Below are 18,915 nucleotides of genomic sequence, written 5' to 3'. Positions count from 1 at the left end.
CGGCCGGCCGGGTGACGCACCGGCGGCCGCGGCGTGTCCTCCCCCGCAGGCCGACGGTGCGTCAGTAGTTCTGGAGGGTGCGCTACCTCGGCCCGGCGGCCCTGACGGCCGCGTCGCTCGTCCTGCTGCTCGCCACCGACCGGGACGCCGTCGGCATGCTGACCGCGCTGACCGCCGACCGGACGGCCGCCGCTGCCTCCGCCCCCGCGACCGGGCCGAAGGCGGCGCCGCAGCCCGTGCCGCCCCGCCCGCTCGACGCCGGGCCGGCCGCCCGGGGCCTGCCCGCCGTCGCCCACCAGGCCGCGCCGCTGCTGGCGGCCGAGGCGGCGCCCGTCCGGCTGACCCGGACCGTGCTCACCGACCCGCTGCGCTCGCGCAGCCGGCCGCTGCCCGCCGAACTGTTCACCGGCCCCGGGTTCGACGCCTGCACCGCCCCGCCCGCGGAGACCATGCGCGCCTGGTGGGGCACTTCGCCGTACGGCGCGGTCGGGATCTACACCAGCGGCCGGCAGCGGGCCTGCGCGCAGCCGCGGCTGACCGCGGCCTGGGTGCGGACCGTCCGGGCGATGGGCTGGCAGCTGGTCCCCACCCATGTCGGCCGGCAGGCCCCGTGCAGGGCACCGGGCCACACGGCGCTGCGGATCGACCCGGCGAAGGCGGTGCAGGAGGGGAAGGAGGAGGCCGCCGAGGCGGTCAGGGCGGTCCGGAACCTCGGGCTGCGCACGGGCACGCCGGTCTACCTGGACATCGAGGCGTACCCGCGCGGCGACTCGGCCTGCAGCCAGGCGGTGATGGACTTCACCGTCGGCTGGACCCAGGCGCTGCACAAGGCGGGCTTCCGCTCCGGCTTCTACTCCTCCACGGACGCGGGCATCGCCGACCTGACGATCGCCGCCCGGGTCGGCAGCTCCCCGCTGCCGGACGCGGTCTGGTACGCCCGTTGGGACGACCGGGCCACCGTCACCGACGGGTCGGGCCGGCTCGGCGAGGACCTGTGGGCCGACCACGCGCGCATCCACCAGCACCACGGCAACGTCCAGCAGACGTACGGCGGGGCGACCCTCACCGTCGACCGAGACCAGCTGGACGGTCCGGTCGCCCGCTGAGCGGGCAGGTGCCAGGGTGGGCAGTCCCGTCGGCGGGCGGGCCCGGCGACCTGCGGAGGAGCGGACGAGGGGTCGGTCTCATCTCGGTTGCGGCTACTGACAGCGGGGGTACGCCGGGGAAACAATCGGAGGAATCTGTTGCTACCTGCGGGTAGCAACGTGCCGGCCGGTCAAGGAGGACCCGCGTGTACAGCACGATGCAGGACGTTCCGCTCACCGTTGCCCGGATTCTGCAGCACGGGTCCACCGTCCACGGCCGGTCGACCGTCACCACCTGGACCGAGAACGGCCCCGTCGTGCGGACCTTCGCCGAGGTCGGGGCCCGCGCCGCCCAGCTCGCGCACGCGCTGCGCGAGGAGTTCGGGGTCGCCGGGGGCGAGGCGGTCGGCACGCTGATGTGGAACAACACGGAGCACCAGGAGGCGTACCTGGCGATACCGTCCATGGGCGCCGTGCTGCACACCCTGAACCTGCGGCTGCCGGCCCACCAGCTGGCCTACATCGTCAAGCACGCCGCGGACCGGGTGGTCGTCGTCAACGGCTCGGTGCTGCCGCTGCTGGCCGCCGTCCTCCCGCAACTCGCCGACACCGTAAGGCACATCGTGGTGGCCGGCCCGTACGACCCGGCGGCGCTGGCCGGCTTCGGCGGCACGGTGCACGACTACGAGGACCTGCTGGCCGGCCGCCCGACCGAGTACCCGTGGCAGACCGACATCGACGAGAAGCAGGCCGCCGCGCTCTGCTACACCTCCGGCACCACCGGCGACCCCAAGGGCGTGGTGTACAGCCACCGCTCGATCTACCTGCACTCGATGCAGATCATCGCCGCCTCCAGCTTCGGCCTCACCGCCCGCGACACCGTGCTGCCGGTGGTCCCGATGTTCCACGTCAACGCCTGGGGCATCCCGCACGCCGCCTTCATGACCGGCGCGAGCCTGCTGATGCCGGACCGCTTCCTGCAGCCCAAGCCGCTGGCCACGATGATCGACCAGGTCAAGCCGACCTTCGGCGCGGCCGTCCCGACCATCTGGACCGGCCTGCTGGACGAGCTGGACGCCGGGGACTACGACACCTCCACGCTGGAGACCGTGGTGATCGGCGGCTCGGCCTGCCCGCCCTCGCTGATGAAGGCCTTCGAGGAGCGCCACGGCATCCGGGTCATCCACGCCTGGGGCATGACCGAGACCTCCCCGCTCGGCACCGTCGCCCACCCGCCGGCCGGCGTCACCGGCGAGGAGGAGTGGGCCTACCGGGTCACCCAGGGCGTCTTCCCTGCCTCGGTGCAGGCCCGCCTGGTCGGCCCCGGCGGCGAGCCGATGCCGCACGACGGCACCGCCGAGGGCGAGCTGGAGGTGCGCGGGCCGTGGATCGCGGGCGCCTACTTCGGCGGCGCGGACAGCGAGGCGGACCGGCCCGAGGACAAGTTCAGCCCGGACGGCTGGCTGCGCACCGGCGACGTCGGCACCATCACCGCCGACGGGTACCTGACCCTCACCGACCGGGCCAAGGACGTCATCAAGTCCGGTGGCGAGTGGATCAGTTCGGTCGCCCTGGAGAACCACCTGATGGCCCACCCCGAGGTCGCCGAGGCCGCCGTGGTGGCCGTCCCGGACGAGAAGTGGGGCGAGCGCCCGCTGGCCACCGTGGTGCTCCGGCCCGGCGCCACGGCCGGCCTGCCCGAGCTGCGCGCCTTCCTCGCCGAGCGGGTCGCCTCCTGGCAGCTGCCGGAGCGCTGGTCGCTGATCGAGTCGGTGCCGAAGACCTCGGTGGGCAAGTTCGACAAGAAGGTGATCCGCGCCGAATACGCGGCGGACCGCCTGGACGTGACGGTGCTCGGCAAGGGGTGACCTCGGGCGGCCCCTCCCGGCACGATCGAAAATCCGCTGTGGAATACCCCAGGGGGGTATAGCGTTCCAGCGGACGAACGAACGTGCCGAGCGAGGAGGGGCCACCATGGAGCACGGGGGACACGAGCACCACGAGCACCACGAAAACCACCAGCACCACGAGCACCACGCCCACGGCGGCGGGAGCAGCTGGCGCACCGCCGCGCAGGCCACCCTGCACTGCCTCACCGGCTGCGCCATCGGCGAGGTGCTCGGGCAGGTGATCGGCGTCGGCTTCGGCCTGCACAACGGCGCGACCGTCGTACTGTCGATCGCCCTGGCGTTCGTCTTCGGCTACGCGCTCACCATGCGCGGCGTCCTGAAGGCCGGTCTGACCTTCCGGGACGCGCTGAAGGTCGCGCTGGCCGCCGACACCGTCTCGATCATCGTCATGGAGCTGATCGACAACGGCGTGATGGTCACCGTTCCGGGCGCGATGGACGCCGGACTGGGCCAGCTGCTGTTCTGGGTCTCGCTCGCCGGGTCGCTGGTGCTGGCGTTCCTGGTCACCGTCCCGGTCAACCGCTGGCTGATCGGCCGCGGGCGGGGCCACGCGGTGGTCCACGCCTACCACTGACGCCCGCCGCAGACCGACGCACCGCGACCGGGGACCGCCGAGGTCCCCGGTCGCGGCGCGTCCGGTCAGCGGCCGTCGGCGACGGTGTTGCCGGTGATCGAGCCGTCGGTGCCGTCCACCGTCACCAGGTGGCGCACGCCGTCCGCGCCGAGCACCTCGACGGCCCAGGAGCTGCCGCCGCCCTCGCGGCCGATCACCGACAGCCCGGCGGCCTTGCCGCCCGGCACCGCGGCGGTCGCCTTGGCCAGCGCCTGGTCGGCGGCCACGCCCGGCAGCGGCGCGGGAGCCAGCTTCGCGGAGGACTTGCCCCCGGACTTCTCGCCGAAGCCGTCGACCGGACCCGGCAGCTCGGGCAGCGCGGGTACCTTCCCGCCGCCCGGGAACACCTGCACGCTGCCGTCGGGACCGCGGCGCACCACCTTGCCGCCGGGGCCCTCGGCGATCGTCACTTCGCCGTCCGGCCCGAAGGCGCGGCCGACCATGACCGGGCCGGACCGGCCGTCGTGGTGACGCTCCAGCGCGACGCCGGTGCCCACCGCGGCGACACCGAGCACCACCACCACGGCGGACCCGAGCACCCAGCGGACACTGCGCCGCTTCGGCAGCCGGACGTAGCGCTGACGGACCGTCGGCTTCAGCAGCGGGACGGCGGTCGCTTCCTCGACACCGGGCTCGGACGGCTCCGGAGACTGCGGTTCGGACATCTGAAACAGGACTCCCTCGAAAACACGGCCGGGGACCGATCCGCGGGCCGGGCGCCCAGCATGCCGCCGCCAGCCTGAAGCCAAGCTGAAGCCCCTCTGGGCCCCGGGCCGGACGCCTGCGACGCTGTCCCCCATGCGCGTACTGGTGGTCGAGGACGAACGGCGGCTCGCCGCCGCCCTGCAACGCGGCCTGCGGGCCGAGGGCTTCGCGGTCGACCTCGCCCACGACGGCGAGGACGGCCTGTGGCTGGCCACCGAGCACGACTACGACGTCATCGTGCTCGACATCATGCTGCCCCGCCTGAACGGCTACCGGGTCTGCGCCCGGCTCCGCGCGGCCGGCGACGACACCCCGATCCTGATGCTCACCGCCAAGGACGGCGAACTCGACGAGGCCGAGGCCCTGGACACCGGCGCCGACGACTTCCTCTCCAAGCCGTTCTCCTACGTGGTGCTGGTCGCCCGGCTGCGCGCCCTGGTCCGCCGCACCGGCCGCCGGCTGCCGCAGACCCTGGAGTTCGGCGACCTGGCGATCGACCCGGCCCGCCGGACCTGCACCCGAGCCGGCGCCGAAGTACGGCTCACCACCCGCGAGTTCGCCGTGCTGGAGTGCCTGGCCCGGGCCTCCGGCGGGGTGGTGTCCAAACGGGAGATCCTGGAGAGCGTCTGGGACTCCGCCTACGACGGCGATCCCAGCATCGTCGAGGTGCACATCAGCGCGCTGCGCCGGAAGATCGACGCCCCGTTCGGGCGCTCCGCCGTCGGCACCGTCCGCGGGGCCGGCTACCGGCTGGCGGTGGACGGTGGCTGAGCGCCCGTTCCGCACCCTGCTGCGCCGCCGGCTGCGCGCCCTCGCCCCGCGGTCGGTGCGGGCCAGGGCCACCTTCGCGGCCACCGCGGTGGTCACCCTCGCGCTCGGCGGCACCGCGCTCGCGCTGCTCGCCGTGCTGCACGCCAACCTGCTCCGCAACGCCGAGGACTCCGCCGCCCAGCAGGCGTCCAAGGTGGTCGAGCTGGCGGGCCGCGAGCACCTGCCGCCGATCCTCGCCGCGCACGGCGCGAGCAGCATCCGGGTGGTCGACTCCGACGGCCGGGTGGTCGCCGCCACCCCGGACCAGCTGCCCCGGCCGATCCTCGGCCCCGTCCCGGAACCCCCGTACCCGGGCGACCCCGAGGAGGCGGAGGCGTACGCCCGCAAACGCCTGCTGATCGACCCCGAGCTGGGCCCGTACTCCGTCAAACGCCCCTACGGCGAGGGCAAGTTGATCGCCGGAGTGCTGGCCGGGGACCCGGGCCAGCAGGTGGTCACGATGAGCGTCACCGGCCCGGACGGAAAGCTGACCGTCTACGCGGGCACCTCACTGCGCGAGGTGGAGGCCGCCGGGCGGACCACCGCCGCCGCGCTCGCCGTCGGACTGCCGCTGCTGGTCCTGCTGGTGGCCGTGGTGACCTGGCGGGTCACCGGCCGCGCCCTGCGCCCGGTGGAGGCGATCCGCTCCGAGGTCGCCGAGATCACCGGCCACGACCTGCACCGCCGGGTACCGGTGCCGCGCACCGGCGACGAGGTCTCCCGGCTGGCGGTCACCGTCAACGCCACGCTGGACCGGCTGGAGGACGCCGGCCTGCGCCAGCGCCGCTTCATCGCCGACGCCTCGCACGAGCTGCGCAGCCCCATCGCGGTGCTGCGCACCCAGCTGGAGGTCGCACTGGCCCACCCAGACCCCGAGCTCTGGCCCGACCTGCTCGCCGACGCACTGCAGGACACCGTCCGCCTGCAGGACCTCGCCGCCGACCTGCTGCTGCTGGCCCGGCTGGACGCCGCCGACCCGGTCGCCACCGAACTCCTCGACCTGGACGTGCTGTTCGCGGACGTGCTGGCCGCCCGCACCGGCGACCGGATCCCGGTCCGGGCCGAACTCGCCCCCGGCGCGCAGGTACTGGGCAACCGCACCTGGCTGACCAGGCTGCTCACCAACCTGGTCGACAACGCCCAGCGCTACGCCGACCGCACCGTCCGGGTCCGACTGACCGGCCACCCGGGCGAGGTGGTGCTGGAGGTGAGCGACGACGGGCCGGGCATCCCGGAACCCGACCGGGAGCGGGTGTTCGAGCGCTTCACCCGCCTGGACGACGCCCGCAGCCGCGAACTCGGCGGCGCGGGGCTGGGGTTGGCCATCGCGCGGGACCTCGCCGAACACCACCGCGGCACCCTGACCGCCGAACCCGCCCCGCAGGGCGCCCGGTTGGTGGCTCGACTGCCGCAGGCCGGACCGCCGTCACCTGCCGACCGGCGGTGACGGAACGGCCCGCGCTGACGGAACGACCCGCGCTGACGAGGCGTCAGAAAGCGCCGCTGCCGGCCGTGGCGACCTGCCCCAGGGAGCCGATCCGGGCCAGCAGTTCGACGATCCGGCCCTGCACGTCCTCGGTGGTGGACCGCTCGGCGAGGAACAGCACGTTCGCGCCGGTGCGCAGCCCGGCGCGGGCCTGCGGGTCCAGGTCGGCCGAGGTGTAGACGACCAACGGGGTGCGGTGCAGGCGGTCATTGGCCCGCAGCCAGTCGAGCAGGCCGAGGTTCTGCCGCTCGATCCGCTGCAGGTCCAGCACCACCAGGTTCGGCTGGATGCTGCTGGCCCGGGCCACCGCGTCGTTCTCGTCCGCGGCGTGCTCCACGTGCATGCCGCGCCGCTCCAGGCTGGCGACCAGCGCCGCCGCCACCTCCGGGTCCGACTCCACCAGCAGCACCCGGGCCGCGTGGTTCTCGCCGTCGCGGGGCGCCAGCGCCCGCAGCAGCACCGCCGGGTCCGCGCCGTAGGCGGCGTCCCGGGTGGCCTGGCCCAGGCCGGCGGCCAGCAGCACCGGGACCCGCCCGGCCAGTGCGGCGGTGCGCAGCGACTGCAGCGCGGTGCGGGTGATCGGCCCGGTCAGCGGGTCGACGAACAGCGCGGCGGGCGTCTCGGGCACCTGTGCGTCCACCTCCTCGCGGGAGGCCACCACCACGGGACGGAACCCGCGGCTCTCCAGCGCTCCGCGGGTCGACGGGTCGGGCTCCGGCCAGACCAGCAGCGAACGCGGCCCGTCCTGCGGCTGCTCCTTGGCCGGGGCCAGCTCGGCGACCGGCCGGGGCGGTGTCCGCCCCTCCACCGCGCCGGGGCCGGCCGGCAGTGCCAGCGCCGCCCCGGGACCACCGCTCTCCCCGGAACCGGCCTGCACCGCCTGCCCGTTCAGCTCGTGCCCGTTGACGCCCTGGCCGTTGACGCCCTGGCCGTTCAGGGCCTGGCCGTTGACCCCCTGGCCGTTCAGGGCCTGGCCGTTCACCGCGCCGCCCGCACCCGCCGCGGCGGAGTCGGGGCCCGCGGGCAGTTCGGCCTGCGCCCCGCCCGCGGGGAACGCGGCCGGGAAGGCCGCCTGGAATCCGCCCAGCGGGCGCGGGGGGACGAGCTCGCCGAGCCCGGAGCCGACCGGCTGCGGCTGGGCGTTCTCGACCGGAGCGGCGGGGGCGGGCGCCGCGGGCCGGGCCACCTCCAGCGCGCTGGACGGCTCGGGCGAGGACTCCGGAGCCGGCTCGGCCGGCGCCTCGGCGCGGACGGGCGGCAGGATCGCCGTCACCTCCTCCGCGCTCTCGGCGACGTCGGCGGGCAGCGCCAGCCTGCGCCGCCGCCCGGTGGGCTGCGCGGCGGGGGCGGCCGGCGGCTCGGCGGGCGTGACGGGCAGGGAGTGCTCCAACCCGGGGTACACCGCCGTCCCCGGGTCGGGGATGCCGGGGATGTGCAGCGACGCGGAGCTGTCGGTCGCGGCCTGCGCGGTCGCGGCCCGGCGGGCCCGCCGCCCGGTGCGCCCGCCGGCCTCGGCGGCCGGCTCGGCAGCGGCGGCCCCGTCCGCCGGAGCGGTGACGGCCGGCTCGGCGGATGCGGACGGGCCGGGGCCGAGCGCGATCGGCGCCCGGGGAGCCTGCTGCTCGGGCTGCCCGGCAGGCCGGTCGGGGCCGTTGCCCCAGGAGTCGTCCGCGCGCGCCGCGCGGGCCCGGCGGCGGCCGTGGCCCTGGGTGTCGTCGGCGCGGGCGGTGGCGCCCCCCGCCGGCTCGGCCGCTGAGGCGCCGTCAGCGGCGGCGGGCCGCAGCTCGGGGGCGCCGGGCTGCCCGGGGAGGTCCGGCAGCATCGCGGTGTCGGAGTCCTTCGGGACGTGCTGCTGCCGCTCGGGTCCGCCGGAGGCGTCGCCGTCGGGGTCGAGCGGCAGTTCCACCACGTAGGTGGCCCCGGCCCCACCGGGCAGGTCGTGGCGCTGCAGCACGCCGCCGTGCCGCTGGACGGCGGCGCGGGCGATCGGCAGGTGCACGGCGCTGGAGGTGCGGGCGGGGCCGCGCACCTCGATCCGGGCGACGTCGCCGCGCTGGGCGGCGGCCAGCACCACCATCGGCGGCTGCTCGCCGACCGGCGCGGGCCCGGCGAACGGGTCGCCGGGCGCGGCGGGGTCGCTCTCGGCGGCGGCCGGCTCCGGCACGGAGGTGACGCCGCTGACGTCGGCCACCAGGTGGGCCAGCGCCCGGGCCAGGCGTTCGCGGTCGGCGAGCACCTTCACGGCGGCGGCGTGCACCGAGTAGCGGACCCGGCCGGGACCGACCAGCTCGCCGGCCCGGTCGACGGCGAGCTGCACGACCTCGTCCAGGCCGATCCGTTCGCGGTCGAGGGCGGCCTTGCCGCGGTCGGCGTCGGCCTCGAAGCGCTGGTGCTCCAGCACGCCGTCGATGAGCCGGCCGAACCGCCGGCACTCCTCGGCGAGCCGGCGCAGCGTCCAGTTCGCCTCCGGCCACAGCTGGCCGGCCGGGTCGGCGGCCAGGGTGTCGATCCGGCGGTGCAGCGCGGTGAGCGCTCCGCCGAGTTCGGACTCCAGGACGGCGGTGAGGTGCTCGTTGCGGGCGGCGAGCGCGAGTTCATGGGTGCGGTCGGTGAACGTCATGACCGCGCCGACGAGTTGCTCGCCGTCCCGGACCGGGGCGGTGGTCAGGTCGACGGTGACGGGGGTGCCGTCCTTGCGCCACAGCACGGTGTTGCGGATCCGGTGCTTGCGCCCCGAGTGCAGGGTGTCGACCAGCGCCGAGCTCTCGGCGGCCAGCGGGCTGCCGTCGGGCTGGGAGTGCTGGATCAGCGGGTGCAGTTCGCGGCCGCCGAGCTCGCTCGCCCGGAAGTCCAGGATGTGCGCGGCGGCCGGGTTGACCAGCACCACGCGGCCTTCCAGGTCGACGCCGAGGACGCCCTCGGCGGCGGCCCGCAGGATCATCTCGGTCTGCTTGTGCTGGCGGCGGAGCTCGGACTCCACGCCCAGGCGCGCCGACATGTCGCGGACCAGCAGCAACAGCAGGTCCTGGTCCGAGGTGGTGAAGGACAGGAAGCCGTGCGCCTCCCCGCCGCCCTCGTCGGTGAAGTCGTTCCCGGACACTTCGACGGTGAAGGCGGTTCCGTCGGTGCGTCGGGCGGTCATGGTGACCGGTCGGTCCAGGCTCTCGGTCTCGCTCGCGGGGGGCCGCATGGATCCGGGGATTCGACTGGGGTCGAACTCCGGCAGCAGGTCCAGCACGCCCATTCCGACCAGCGAGGTGCCGGGAGCCTGCAGGCTTTCCACGGCGGCCTTGTTGACGTCGACCACGGTGCCGTTGCTGTTCACCAGCAGCAGCGGGTCGGGCAGTGCGTCGAGTATCGCGGCGAGGCGAGCAGCGCCTCGGGTCGGCCTGCTGCTCACGTCGACAGGTCTCCTCACGGCTTCGGGCCGCCGCTGCCACGGGCGGCTCTGGCTCTCCTCGGAGACGGAAGTATCTCATTCTTCTTTGCGCCGTGGACGACCCGGCCAGTATCGTTGTGGTGGTTGGTGCCGGGGCCGTCGGCTATGGCATCATCGCAGTCGCACGGAGTGCAGCCGGAGTCCCGGTCGCAGTCCGGGTGTTGGAGGCGTCGCCTAGTCCGGTCTATGGCGCCGCACTGCTAATGCGGTTTGGGCTTTACCGTCCATCGAGGGTTCAAATCCCTCCGCCTCCGCCTCACCGGGAGCCCCGTCGGTCACTGACCGGCGGGGCTCCTTCGCTGTCGGCGGATGTTCGTCCGGCGGCTGCCGTGGCGGCCTTGACGGGGGCCGACAGGGCCGACGGCAATCAATTTCGCCCCAGGTCGACGGTCATGTAATGTTGTCCCCGCACCGCCCAGGAGGCCAGTCCGCCGGGGCGAGCGCTCATAGCTCAACGGATAGAGCACTTGACTACGGATCAAGAGGTTGCAGGTTCGAATCCTGCTGAGCGCACCAATCTCCGCTCGCGGTCCCGCAAGGGATCGTCCGAGCGCTCATAGCTCAACGGATAGAGCACTTGACTACGGATCAAGAGGTTGCAGGTTCGAATCCTGCTGAGCGCACCGACCGAAGGCCCCGGGTTCCCACCCGGGGCCTTCGTGCTTCCCCGGGTCGTTCTGCGGGTCGCCGGTCCTGCCGCCCCCCGTTGTGGTGGTCGGGGGGCGGCAGGACCGGCGTCAGCCGAGTTCGGTCCGGTTGATCCAGGGGACGTCGCGCTCCTCCAGGAACCACTCCGCGGGGGTGAGCGGGCGGCTGCGGTTGAAGGTGGCGGCGACCGGGTCGTGCCGGAGCAGGCCGGGTTCGGCGTTCTGGTCGAGGAGTTGGGCGGCGACGGCGGGGACCAGGTCGGGCGGCCCCGAGACGTGGATGTCGTGTCCGGAGCAGTCGCCGAACTCGGCCAGGCCGGCACGGAGCAGCTTGGCAGCCTCGTTGCGGCTGGCGCCGGGCTCGGGGGCGGAGAGCACCGCGTGCAGCCAGGCGTGCTCCTTGACCAGCTCGTGCACGCTGGCCAGGTCGTACTGGTCGGCGTCGCTGCGGGCGGCGACGAACACCGTGGTGGGGCGGCCGCCGTCGCGGGCGAGTTGTTCCAGCAGGGCCTTGGCGGGGGCCCAGCCGGTGCCGGCCGCGACCATCAGCAGGGGCCGGTCGGAGTCGGGGGCGAGCACGGCCTCGCCGAGCGGCGGGCCGAGTCGGACGGTTTCACCGGGCAGGACGTCGTTGACCAGCGCGGTGGACAGCAGCCCGTCGGGGACCCGGCGGACGTGCAGTTCGAGCGTGTTGTCGGAGCGGGGGGCGCAGGCGAGGGAGTAGGGCCGCCAGACGTGCGGCTGCCGGTCCGAGCAGACCGTCAGGTACTGGCCGGCGGTGAAGGGGTACGGCCGGTCCGGCCGCAGGGTGAGCACCGTGAGGTCGGGGGCGGCACGGCGGCGGTCCAGCACTTCGGCGTTCCACCAGCGCGGGGTGGACTCGGGGACGGCCGCGGCCGCGTCGATCATGGCCTGGGAGATGACGGTGAACGCCTCGACCCACGCCTTCTCGATCTCTGGGGTCCACGAGTGTCCGGAGAAGTGCTTGAGCGCGGCGATCAGGCTGGCGCCGACGGCGGGGTAGTGCTCGGGCGCGGCCTGGAACTTTCGGTGGTCGCGCCCGAGCGCCGCCAGGTAGCCGGTGAGCTTCTCGGGTTCCTCCAGCCGCAGCACGAGTTGGGTGAGTGCGGCGAAGAGCCGGTCGCGCTGTTCGGCGAGCCGGGCCGGGAAAAGTGCTTCGACACCGGGGTTGTTGGTGAACAGGTGGGCGTAGAAGAACTTGGTCAGCTGATCGGCGCGGCGCTCGACGACGGCGAAGCTGGCGCGGATGACCGCGGGGTCGAAGGGCACCGGGGGCCTCTCAGCCCGCGGCGGCTTCGGTCAGCGCCGCGCTCATCACGTCCGTGACGACCCCGTACAGCGCGGTCCAGGCGGCTTCGATCTCGGGGGTCCAGGCGTCGCCCGCGAAGTGCGCCAGCGAGGCCAGCAGGCTGGCGCCGACCGCGGGGAAGTGCTCGGGCAGCGCACCGTAGCCGGCGTGCCGACGGCCCAGGCCCTGCAGCACGTTGACCACGGTGTCGGTGTCCTCGAGCTTGTTGACCAGGGTGCCGATGGCGGCCCAGAGGCGGTCCTGCTGCTCGTTCATGTGCTCGGCGAAGAGCTTGCGCACGTCCGGGTTGTGCTCGAACAGGTGCGTGTAGAAGTAGGCGGTGACTTCGCTGCCGTGGGGCTCGACGACGGCGAAGCTGGTCTTGATGAGTGTGGAATCAATCGTCACGCCGGCCGACTCTACTGATAAACACACCAATTCGAACAGGTCGGACTGACAGGTGGTCAGCAACTGTGCGGTAGCGTCCGATTGATGCCCGTTCGGGTGAGTTGACGGTGGGTCGGGCGGGTATCCCGATGCTGCTGGCCGAGTGCCCACCAATCGGGTGGTGTCGGACGAATTGGCCAGGTGTCGCGGTATGACGGAAACCAGATCGTGATTCCCTTTTGTCTGATCGTCATCACCATTCGAGTGCATGGCAGGGCCGCGATTCCGGCGGACGACGACACCGAGAGGAGAGCCGGATGTGCCGACAGTTCCCCCTCCGGGCCCCGGCTCCCGACGCCCGCCCGGCCGACCGCGACCGGCAGACCGACCGTGACCGACGGGCCGACCGGAGCCGCCCGGGACGCTCCCGGATCGGTCGGGGCACCGCCGTCCTGATCGCCACCGGCCTGCTCACCGGCCTCGGCACCCCGCCGGTGGACGCCCAGCAGACCCCGGACACCTGGACCGCCGAACGGCGCGCCGTGCTGCCCTCCGGCCTCGCCGTCCAGTTCGACTACGCGGCGCTGCCCGGGGTGACGGTCTCCGCAGCCCCCGGCCGGCTCGCCGACCGCACCGGCGGCGGCACCCCCTACACCGACGGCATCCGTCCCGGTGACCCCGCCGAGACCTTCCTCGCCGCCGAGCGGCGCCCCGCGGCCGACGGCTCCTGGCACACGCTCGGCACCCTCCAGCTGTCCTTCTCCCGGCCCGTCCGCAACCCCCGACTGCACGTCAGCGGCCTCACCGGAACGGCCACTTCGAAGGACGGCAGCACCGGAACCAGCTCCCGGCTGACCGTCACCGGGGGCACCCCCGCCGCTCCCGCCCTGGTCGGCCGCACCGGCTGGACCGGCTGGACGGTCGGCTCCGGCGAACTCGCCCCCGCCGCCGGCGCCGCGCAGGACGGCACCGCCGACGGCGCCGGCACTCTCGAACTCGCCGGCACCGTCTCCACCGTGTCGCTGCGGGTCGAACAGCGCTCCACCGCCGGGGCCGGCTCCACCACCCCGCCCGCCGCGCTGAAGCAGGCCTTCACCGTCACCCTCGACGAGGGCCTCGGCAGCGCCCCGCAGGGCTACGGCAACGCCTCCCACCTGGTCTCCGACCTGTTCCTCGGCCAGGACGCCGCACCCGCCGCCGCTCGCACCCGGCCCGGGATCGGCCAGTCGGTCGACCAGCCGCTGCTGCCCGGCCCGCCCCCCGGCCCGCCGCCGCCCCCCGCCGACGCCGGCCCGCTCGCCCCCGGCGTCGAACTCGACGGCGGGGACAGCCGCCGCAGCGCCTGGGCCAGCCCGCCGCCGCCGCAACTGCAGCCCGGCCGCGCCGAGTACCAGGGGGCCGACCCGACCCTGAACTTCCCCGCCGAGACCGCCGTCGGCCGCTACTACCACCTGGACGTGCCGGTCGCCCCCGGCAGCGGGCCCGCCGTGCTGGCCGGCTGGATCGACTTCGACCGCAACGGCCGCTTCGACCCGCTGGAGCGGGTGCAGGCCGAGGTCCCCGCCGGGTCCTCCACCGCCGCCCTGGAGTGGCAGGTCCCGTCCGGCGCGACCAGCGGCGAGACCTGGGTCCGGCTCCGGCTGGCCCGCAACGGCTCCCAACTCGTCGCCCCCGGCGGCTTCGCCGACTCCGGGCAGGTCGTCGACCAGAAGGTCGGCCTCTCGATCGGCGCCGCCAAGCCCGAGGTCGCGCTGCCGATCCCCGGCACCGTCACCAAGGAGCCGCGCCCCGAGTTCCGCGGCGACGGCGCGGTGGCCGGCGCGAGCATCGCGATCCAGGAGGGCGGCACCACCCTGTGCACCGCCCGGGCCGGCAACGACGGCTCCTGGAGCTGCCGGGCCGACCGTCCGCTCACCGAGGGCCCGCACACCCTGGCGGCCGTGGAGACCACCCGCACCGGCATGGTGCTGCGCGGCGACCGGTTCCGACTGACCGTCAAGACCACGCCGCCGACCGCTCCCGTGCTCACCCTGCCCGCCTTCACCAACGACCCCGGGCTGCTGCTCACCGGCCTCGGCGAACCCGGCTCCACCGTCACCGTCGCCGCGGAGGCCGCCGACCGCAGCACCACCGACCTCTGCTCCACCGCGGTCGCCGCCGACGGCACCTGGTCCTGCCTGCCCGTCGAGAACCTCCCCGACGGCCGCTACCGGCTCACCCCCCGCGCCCTGGACGGCGCCGGCAACCGCTCGGACGGCAAGCCCGTCGCGCTCACCGTCGACACCGCCGCCCCCGACCGCCCGCGCCTCACCGCCCCCGGCAGCGGCGAACTCCTGCACACCGCCCGCCCCAAGCTGGCCGGCCGCGCCGAACCCGGCTCCACCGTCACCGTCACCGCCGCCGGCCACGGCGGCGAACGCACCACCGTCTGCAGCGCCGTCACCGGCCCCGACGGCACCTGGTCCTGCACCGCCCTCCACGACCTCGCCCCCGGCGACCTCACCCTCCTCCCCACCGCCACCGACCCGGCCGGCAACGGCACCCCCGGCGACCCGATCACCGTCCGCATCGCCGCCCCCTCGGCAACCGACTCGCCCTCCCCCTCGGTATCGGCTGCGCCGTCTCCGTCCGCTTCGGCGAGTGCGCCGGTGTCGCCGTCTCCGTCCACTTCGGTGAGCGCCTCGCCTGCGGTGAGTGCGCCGGTGTCGGTCTCGCCGTCGCCGGTGGTGTCGACGGTGCCGGTGCCGCCGGAGGTGCTGCCGATCGTGGTGCCGCCGACGGTCACCGAGCCGGTGTGGTCCCCGAGCCCGTCACCTTCGCCGACGGCTGCGGCTTCGCCGACCGTTTCGCCCACGGCATCTGACGTGCCGTCGGCCTCGGCGCAGCCGTCGCCCTCTCCATCGGTGTCGCCGTCTCCGTCCGCCTCGGTGAGTGCGCCGGTGTCGGTCTCGCCGTCGCCGGTGGTGTCCACGGTGCCGGTGCCGCCGGAGGTGCTGCCGATCGTGGTGCCGCCGACGGTCACCGAGCCGGTGGGGTCCCCGAGCCCGTCGCCCTCGCCGACGGCTGCGGCTTCGCCGACCGTTGCACCCGCGGCATCTGATGTGCCGTCGGCCTCGGCTCAGCCGTCTCCCTCTCCATCGGTGTCGCCGTCTCCGTCCGCCTCGGTGAGCGCGTCGCCTTCGGTGAGTGCGCCGGTGTCTGTCTCGCCGTCGCCGGTGGTGTCGACGGTGCCGGTGCCGCCGGAGGTGCTGCCGATCGTGGTGCCGCCGGCGGTCGCCGAGCCGGTCACGTTGCCGAGCCTGTCGCCCTCGCCGTCTGTGTCGCCATCCCCTTCCCCGTCCGCGTCGGCATCCGCGTCGGCATCCGCGTCGCCGTCCGCATCGGCATCGCCGGGTGCGGCCATGTCGTCGCCGTCTCCGTCCGCGTCGGTGAGCGTGCAAGCGTCCGGGGCGCCCTCGGCGGCGCCGGCGGAGCTGGCGGTGGTCGGTCCACCGGAGGTGCTGCCGATCATGGTGCCGGGCCTGATGGGACGTCAGGCGCAGCCGGTCGCCACCGCTCCATCCGTTCCGGAGCTTCCTGAGCTTCCGGGGGGCCCGGAGGTTCCGGTGGCGCCGTCCGTCCCGCCGGCTCCGGCACCCGCTTCGCTGACCCCGTCCGTCTCGGTGGCCGCGTCCGGAACGCCGTCCGGCGAGACGTCGTCGCCGCCCTCCGCCCTGGCGGTCGACGGTCCGTCAGGGGGCGCAGGGTCGGACCGGCCGGAGGAGCAGGCGGGGGCGCGGGAGTTCGCTGCTCCGCCGCCGGATGCGGCTGCTGCGGCGCACCGGGCGGCGGCCACCGGCTGGCGCGGGCTGGCCTGCGCGGCGTTGCTGATCGCGGCGGCCGTGGGGCTGTTCACCCGCCGGGTGTTCGCCCGGGGGAGTGGTACTCGCCGTAGCTGACGGCCCGTCCGATCCGGTCCGGGAGGTTCGCCGGTCCGTCCGTTCCCGCAGCTCAGGATGGACGGCCCGGCGCGTCCCCGGCATATCCGACACATCGACACACCGCCTGATAAATATCGCATTTGATGACTTATCAACCTAGCCTGAGTCTGGCACTGCCCGTCAGATCCGGGCCGCCCGTTGCGCGACACTCTGACCCTTAGGACACGTGCATGGACGTCACCCGCGACTCGTCGCCGCGACCCAACTCCTGGCCCCCCGTCGCTCCGGAACCTCCCGTCGGTGCGACCCAACTGACCAAGGCGGTCGCCAAGGCGGTGAGCAAGCCGCTGATCAAGACCGCCCCGTCCGCCGAGGACGGACCCGACCGGGGTCCGGCCACCCAGCCGCTCCCGGTGGTGGGCGTGGCGCTCGACCCGACCGAGCTGGTGGCGGTCGGCGCGGACGACCCGGCCGCCGCCCCGCCCGCGCCGCGGGCCACCCCGGAGCCGGGGGGCGGCGGACTGCGCGCGCTGAGCGCGCTCAGCGCGTCCATCGCGAAGGGCGAGCGCTCGGCCCCGGTCGACGCGTCCGCCGCGCACCGGCGCCCGCCGCGCGCCGACCAGTCGCTGCGCGAGCGCCGGGCGTTCGCCCTGCCGGGCTGGCTGCCGCTGCTCGCGCTGCTGCTCGGCGCGGCGGGCATCGTGCTGGTGCTGGCCCGGGCCGGGGTGATCCCGCAGCTGCCCGGCGTCCCCGACCTGCGCGGTGCGGCCGCGAAGGCCAGCGGGCAGGCCGAGGTCGGTGACCGGACGCTCGCCTCGGTGAGCGCGATCGGCCTGGCCATGCTGGCCGCGCTCGGCGGTCTGCTGTCCAATCCGGGCGGCGAGACCCGGGTGCTGACCCGGTGGGGCCGCTACCGGGGCACGGTGCGCCGCACGGGGCTGCTCTGGGTGAACCCGCTGCTGCGCCGCCGCCGGGTGGACGTCCGGCTGCGGCACTGGCGCAGCGAGCCGGTGCAGGTCACCGACCGGGCCGGGACGCCGCTGCTGGTGCGGCTGCTGATCGTGTGGCGGGTGAAGGACACCGCCCGGGTGACGCTCGGCATCGCCGAGCACGAAACGTATCTGCGCGAGCAGGTGCAGGCCGTGCTGGCCCGAACCGCCTCCACCCTGCCGTGCGACTCCAACTCCGCGCCGGGGCCCGCGCTCCGCGACGGCCACTGGTTCGCCGACGAGTTGACCAGGGCGCTGGCCGCGGAGACCGCCCCGGCCGGCATCGAGGTGTACTCGGTGCAGCCGCTGGCCCTGGACTACGCGCCGGAGGTCGCCGAGTCGATGCGCCGCCGCCGGCTCGCCGACCTGGACGCCGGGCTGCGGACCGTCCTGGTGGACGACGCGGTGGAGGCCGCGGCGCTCGCGGTGCGCCGCCTGGAGCGGGCCACCGCCCACGAGTTGGACGACAGCGCGCGCAGCGCCCTGATGGAGCAGCTGCTGGTCGCGTTCGTCGCCCCGGCCGGGGTCACCGCCGCGGTGCCCGCCCCGGCCGCCCGCCCGAACCGCAAGGAAGGGAAGCCCGCGTGACGACCGCGCTCGCCTCGATATCCACCGACCCCGCCGATCTGCCGGACTGGTCCGACGCGCCCCTGCTGGGCTTCGCCGAATCCGACGGTGCGTCAGCCTGCCGGTGCCTGCAGTGCACCCGGCCGGCGCCGCGCACCGGCGGTTCCGGCGCGGCCGAGCGGGCCGGCCGAATACACCGCGCCGTGCGTTCGACCTGTCTGGCCGCCACGGTGCTGGCGGGTGCGGGGATCGTCGGGCTCGGGCTCGGCGCGACCTCCGCGCACGCGATGCCCGCGCCGTCCGGCCCGGGCTGGGACGGCAAGGTGTACTGGTTCAAGAACGCGGCCGGCGAGTGGCGTTACACCAAGTGGTACAACGTCTACCTCGACCGCACCGGCGGCGCGAAGGCCGCGCAGCCCCAGCAGCCGGCGCAGCAGTCGCAGTCCTCCGGAGGGCTCCGGCAGGGCTGGGACGGCAAGGTCTACTGGTTTCGGAACGCGGCCGGCGAGTGGCGCTACACCAGCCACTACGACGTCTACGTCTCCCGCACCGGTGACGGAGGCCAGGCCCCGCAGTCCGCCCAGCAGCAGTCCTCCGCCCCGGCGGCGGACGGCGTCGAGGCGGCGGTGTCCTACGCGCTGGCGCAGGTCGGCAAGCCCTACGTGTGGGGCGGCAACGGGCCGGACGGCTTCGACTGCTCGGGCCTGGTCCAGCAGGCGTTCCGCCGGGCCGGGATCGCCGCCCCGCGGGTCGCCGACGACCAGTACCGGGCCGCCACGCCGATCGGCTCGAACCAGCTCCGGCGCGGCGACCTGGTCTTCTGGTCCAGCAACGGCCGGGTCTCCGGCATCCACCACGTGGCCGTCTACCTGGGCGACGGGACGTACGTGGAAGCCCCCCGGCCCGGCAAGGACGTCCGGGTCTCCCGCCTCAGCAGCGGCTACTACCCGGACTTCTTCGGCCGCCTCGCCTGACGGCCCGAAGGCGCCCTCCCGCACCGGCCGGGGAGGGCGCCTTCGGCGTGTCCGACGACCCGTCAGGCGGTCGG

The 18,915-nt window shown here is 74.8% G+C and carries 12 protein-coding genes and 3 tRNA genes; 11 read left to right on the top strand and 4 right to left on the bottom strand.

The features are described from left to right. Positions 1-77: 77 nt before the first annotated feature. The 3 genes from BX266_RS17335 to BX266_RS17325 all read left to right on the top strand — a co-directional run bounded on the left by BX266_RS17335 (position 78) and on the right by BX266_RS17325 (position 3,569). A complete protein-coding gene (locus BX266_RS17335; protein ID WP_099900892.1) occupies positions 78-1,106 on the top strand; it encodes a DUF1906 domain-containing protein in 1,029 nt (342 codons plus the stop codon). Positions 1,107-1,291: 185 nt separating this feature from the next. Further along, positions 1,292-2,953 (top strand): long-chain fatty acid--CoA ligase, encoded by a 1,662-nt coding sequence (locus tag BX266_RS17330; RefSeq protein ID WP_099900890.1) that lies wholly within the window; start codon positions 1,292-1,294, stop codon positions 2,951-2,953. 106 nt (positions 2,954-3,059) lie between these two features. Continuing rightward, entirely contained in the window at positions 3,060-3,569 is a 510-nt protein-coding gene (locus BX266_RS17325) for a DUF4396 domain-containing protein (protein WP_099900888.1), read from the top strand. Positions 3,570-3,634: 65 nt separating this feature from the next. On the opposite strand, the gene BX266_RS17320 is transcribed toward BX266_RS17325, so the two are convergent. Then, complete coding sequence (locus BX266_RS17320) at positions 3,635-4,273, bottom strand: PepSY domain-containing protein (RefSeq protein WP_099900886.1); 639 nt, start codon at positions 4,271-4,273, stop codon at positions 3,635-3,637. Positions 4,274-4,406: 133 nt separating this feature from the next. Here BX266_RS17320 and BX266_RS17315 point away from each other — a divergent pair, with 133 nt between their 5' ends. Then, complete coding sequence (locus tag BX266_RS17315; protein ID WP_099900884.1) at positions 4,407-5,084, top strand: response regulator transcription factor; 678 nt, start codon at positions 4,407-4,409, stop codon at positions 5,082-5,084. Further along, the gene (locus BX266_RS17310; RefSeq protein ID WP_259464734.1) at positions 5,077-6,570 is read left to right on the top strand and encodes a cell wall metabolism sensor histidine kinase WalK; all 1,494 of its coding nucleotides are present in this window, start codon (positions 5,077-5,079) and stop codon (positions 6,568-6,570) included. The genes BX266_RS17315 and BX266_RS17310 overlap by 8 nt, the downstream gene beginning before the upstream one ends. Before the next feature lie 43 nt (positions 6,571-6,613). Here the strand turns inward: BX266_RS17310 and BX266_RS17305 are convergent, their stop codons facing one another. Next, a complete protein-coding gene (locus BX266_RS17305; protein ID WP_099900882.1) occupies positions 6,614-10,009 on the bottom strand; it encodes a PAS domain-containing protein in 3,396 nt (1,131 codons plus the stop codon). 202 nt (positions 10,010-10,211) lie between these two features. On the opposite strand from BX266_RS17305, the gene BX266_RS17300 reads away from it, so the two are divergent. From BX266_RS17300 to BX266_RS17290, 3 genes are all read left to right on the top strand, one after another. After that, positions 10,212-10,302, top strand: a tRNA-Ser gene (locus BX266_RS17300). A gap of 186 nt (positions 10,303-10,488) precedes the next feature. Next, a tRNA-Arg gene (locus tag BX266_RS17295) sits at positions 10,489-10,564 on the top strand. Between the two features lie 34 nt (positions 10,565-10,598). After that, positions 10,599-10,671, top strand: a tRNA-Arg gene (locus BX266_RS17290). 114 nt (positions 10,672-10,785) lie between these two features. Here the strand turns inward: BX266_RS17290 and BX266_RS17285 are convergent. Further along, on the bottom strand, positions 10,786-11,985 hold the full coding sequence (locus BX266_RS17285) for a globin domain-containing protein (protein WP_099900880.1): 1,200 nt from the start codon (positions 11,983-11,985) through the stop codon (positions 10,786-10,788). Between the two features lie 10 nt (positions 11,986-11,995). Continuing rightward, on the bottom strand, positions 11,996-12,412 hold the full coding sequence (locus BX266_RS38665) for a globin family protein (RefSeq protein ID WP_180290517.1): 417 nt from the start codon (positions 12,410-12,412) through the stop codon (positions 11,996-11,998). A gap of 296 nt (positions 12,413-12,708) precedes the next feature. Between BX266_RS38665 and BX266_RS17275 the strand changes: the two genes are divergently transcribed. The 3 genes from BX266_RS17275 to BX266_RS17265 all read left to right on the top strand — a co-directional run bounded on the left by BX266_RS17275 (position 12,709) and on the right by BX266_RS17265 (position 18,841). Continuing rightward, positions 12,709-16,329: an Ig-like domain-containing protein gene (locus BX266_RS17275; protein ID WP_099900876.1), complete on the top strand. Its 3,621-nt coding sequence runs from the start codon at positions 12,709-12,711 to the stop codon at positions 16,327-16,329. A 212-nt stretch (positions 16,330-16,541) separates the two neighbouring features. Then, positions 16,542-17,888 carry an SPFH domain-containing protein gene (locus BX266_RS39995; protein WP_259464733.1) on the top strand — a complete coding sequence of 449 codons (1,347 nt, stop codon included), beginning with the start codon at positions 16,542-16,544 and terminating at the stop codon, positions 17,886-17,888. Next, positions 17,885-18,841: a C40 family peptidase gene (locus tag BX266_RS17265; protein WP_099900874.1), complete on the top strand. Its 957-nt coding sequence runs from the start codon at positions 17,885-17,887 to the stop codon at positions 18,839-18,841. The genes BX266_RS39995 and BX266_RS17265 overlap by 4 nt, the downstream gene beginning before the upstream one ends. The last annotated feature ends 74 nt before the right edge of the window (positions 18,842-18,915 follow it).

This window comes from Streptomyces sp. TLI_171 (assembly GCF_003610255.1).
GTDB lineage: Bacteria > Actinomycetota > Actinomycetes > Streptomycetales > Streptomycetaceae > Kitasatospora.
This window is presented reverse-complemented; position numbering and strand designations above follow the sequence as displayed.

Coding starts and splice junctions, on each gene's coding strand:
- BX266_RS17325 (WP_099900888.1), top strand. CDS start 3,060: ATGGAGCACGGGGGACACGAGCACCACGAGCACCACGAAAACCACCAG.
- BX266_RS17315 (WP_099900884.1), top strand. CDS start 4,407: ATGCGCGTACTGGTGGTCGAGGACGAACGGCGGCTCGCCGCCGCCCTG.
- BX266_RS17320 (WP_099900886.1), bottom strand. CDS start 4,273: ATGTCCGAACCGCAGTCTCCGGAGCCGTCCGAGCCCGGTGTCGAGGAA.
- BX266_RS17275 (WP_099900876.1), top strand. CDS start 12,709: ATGTGCCGACAGTTCCCCCTCCGGGCCCCGGCTCCCGACGCCCGCCCG.
- BX266_RS39995 (WP_259464733.1), top strand. CDS start 16,542: ATGGACGTCACCCGCGACTCGTCGCCGCGACCCAACTCCTGGCCCCCC.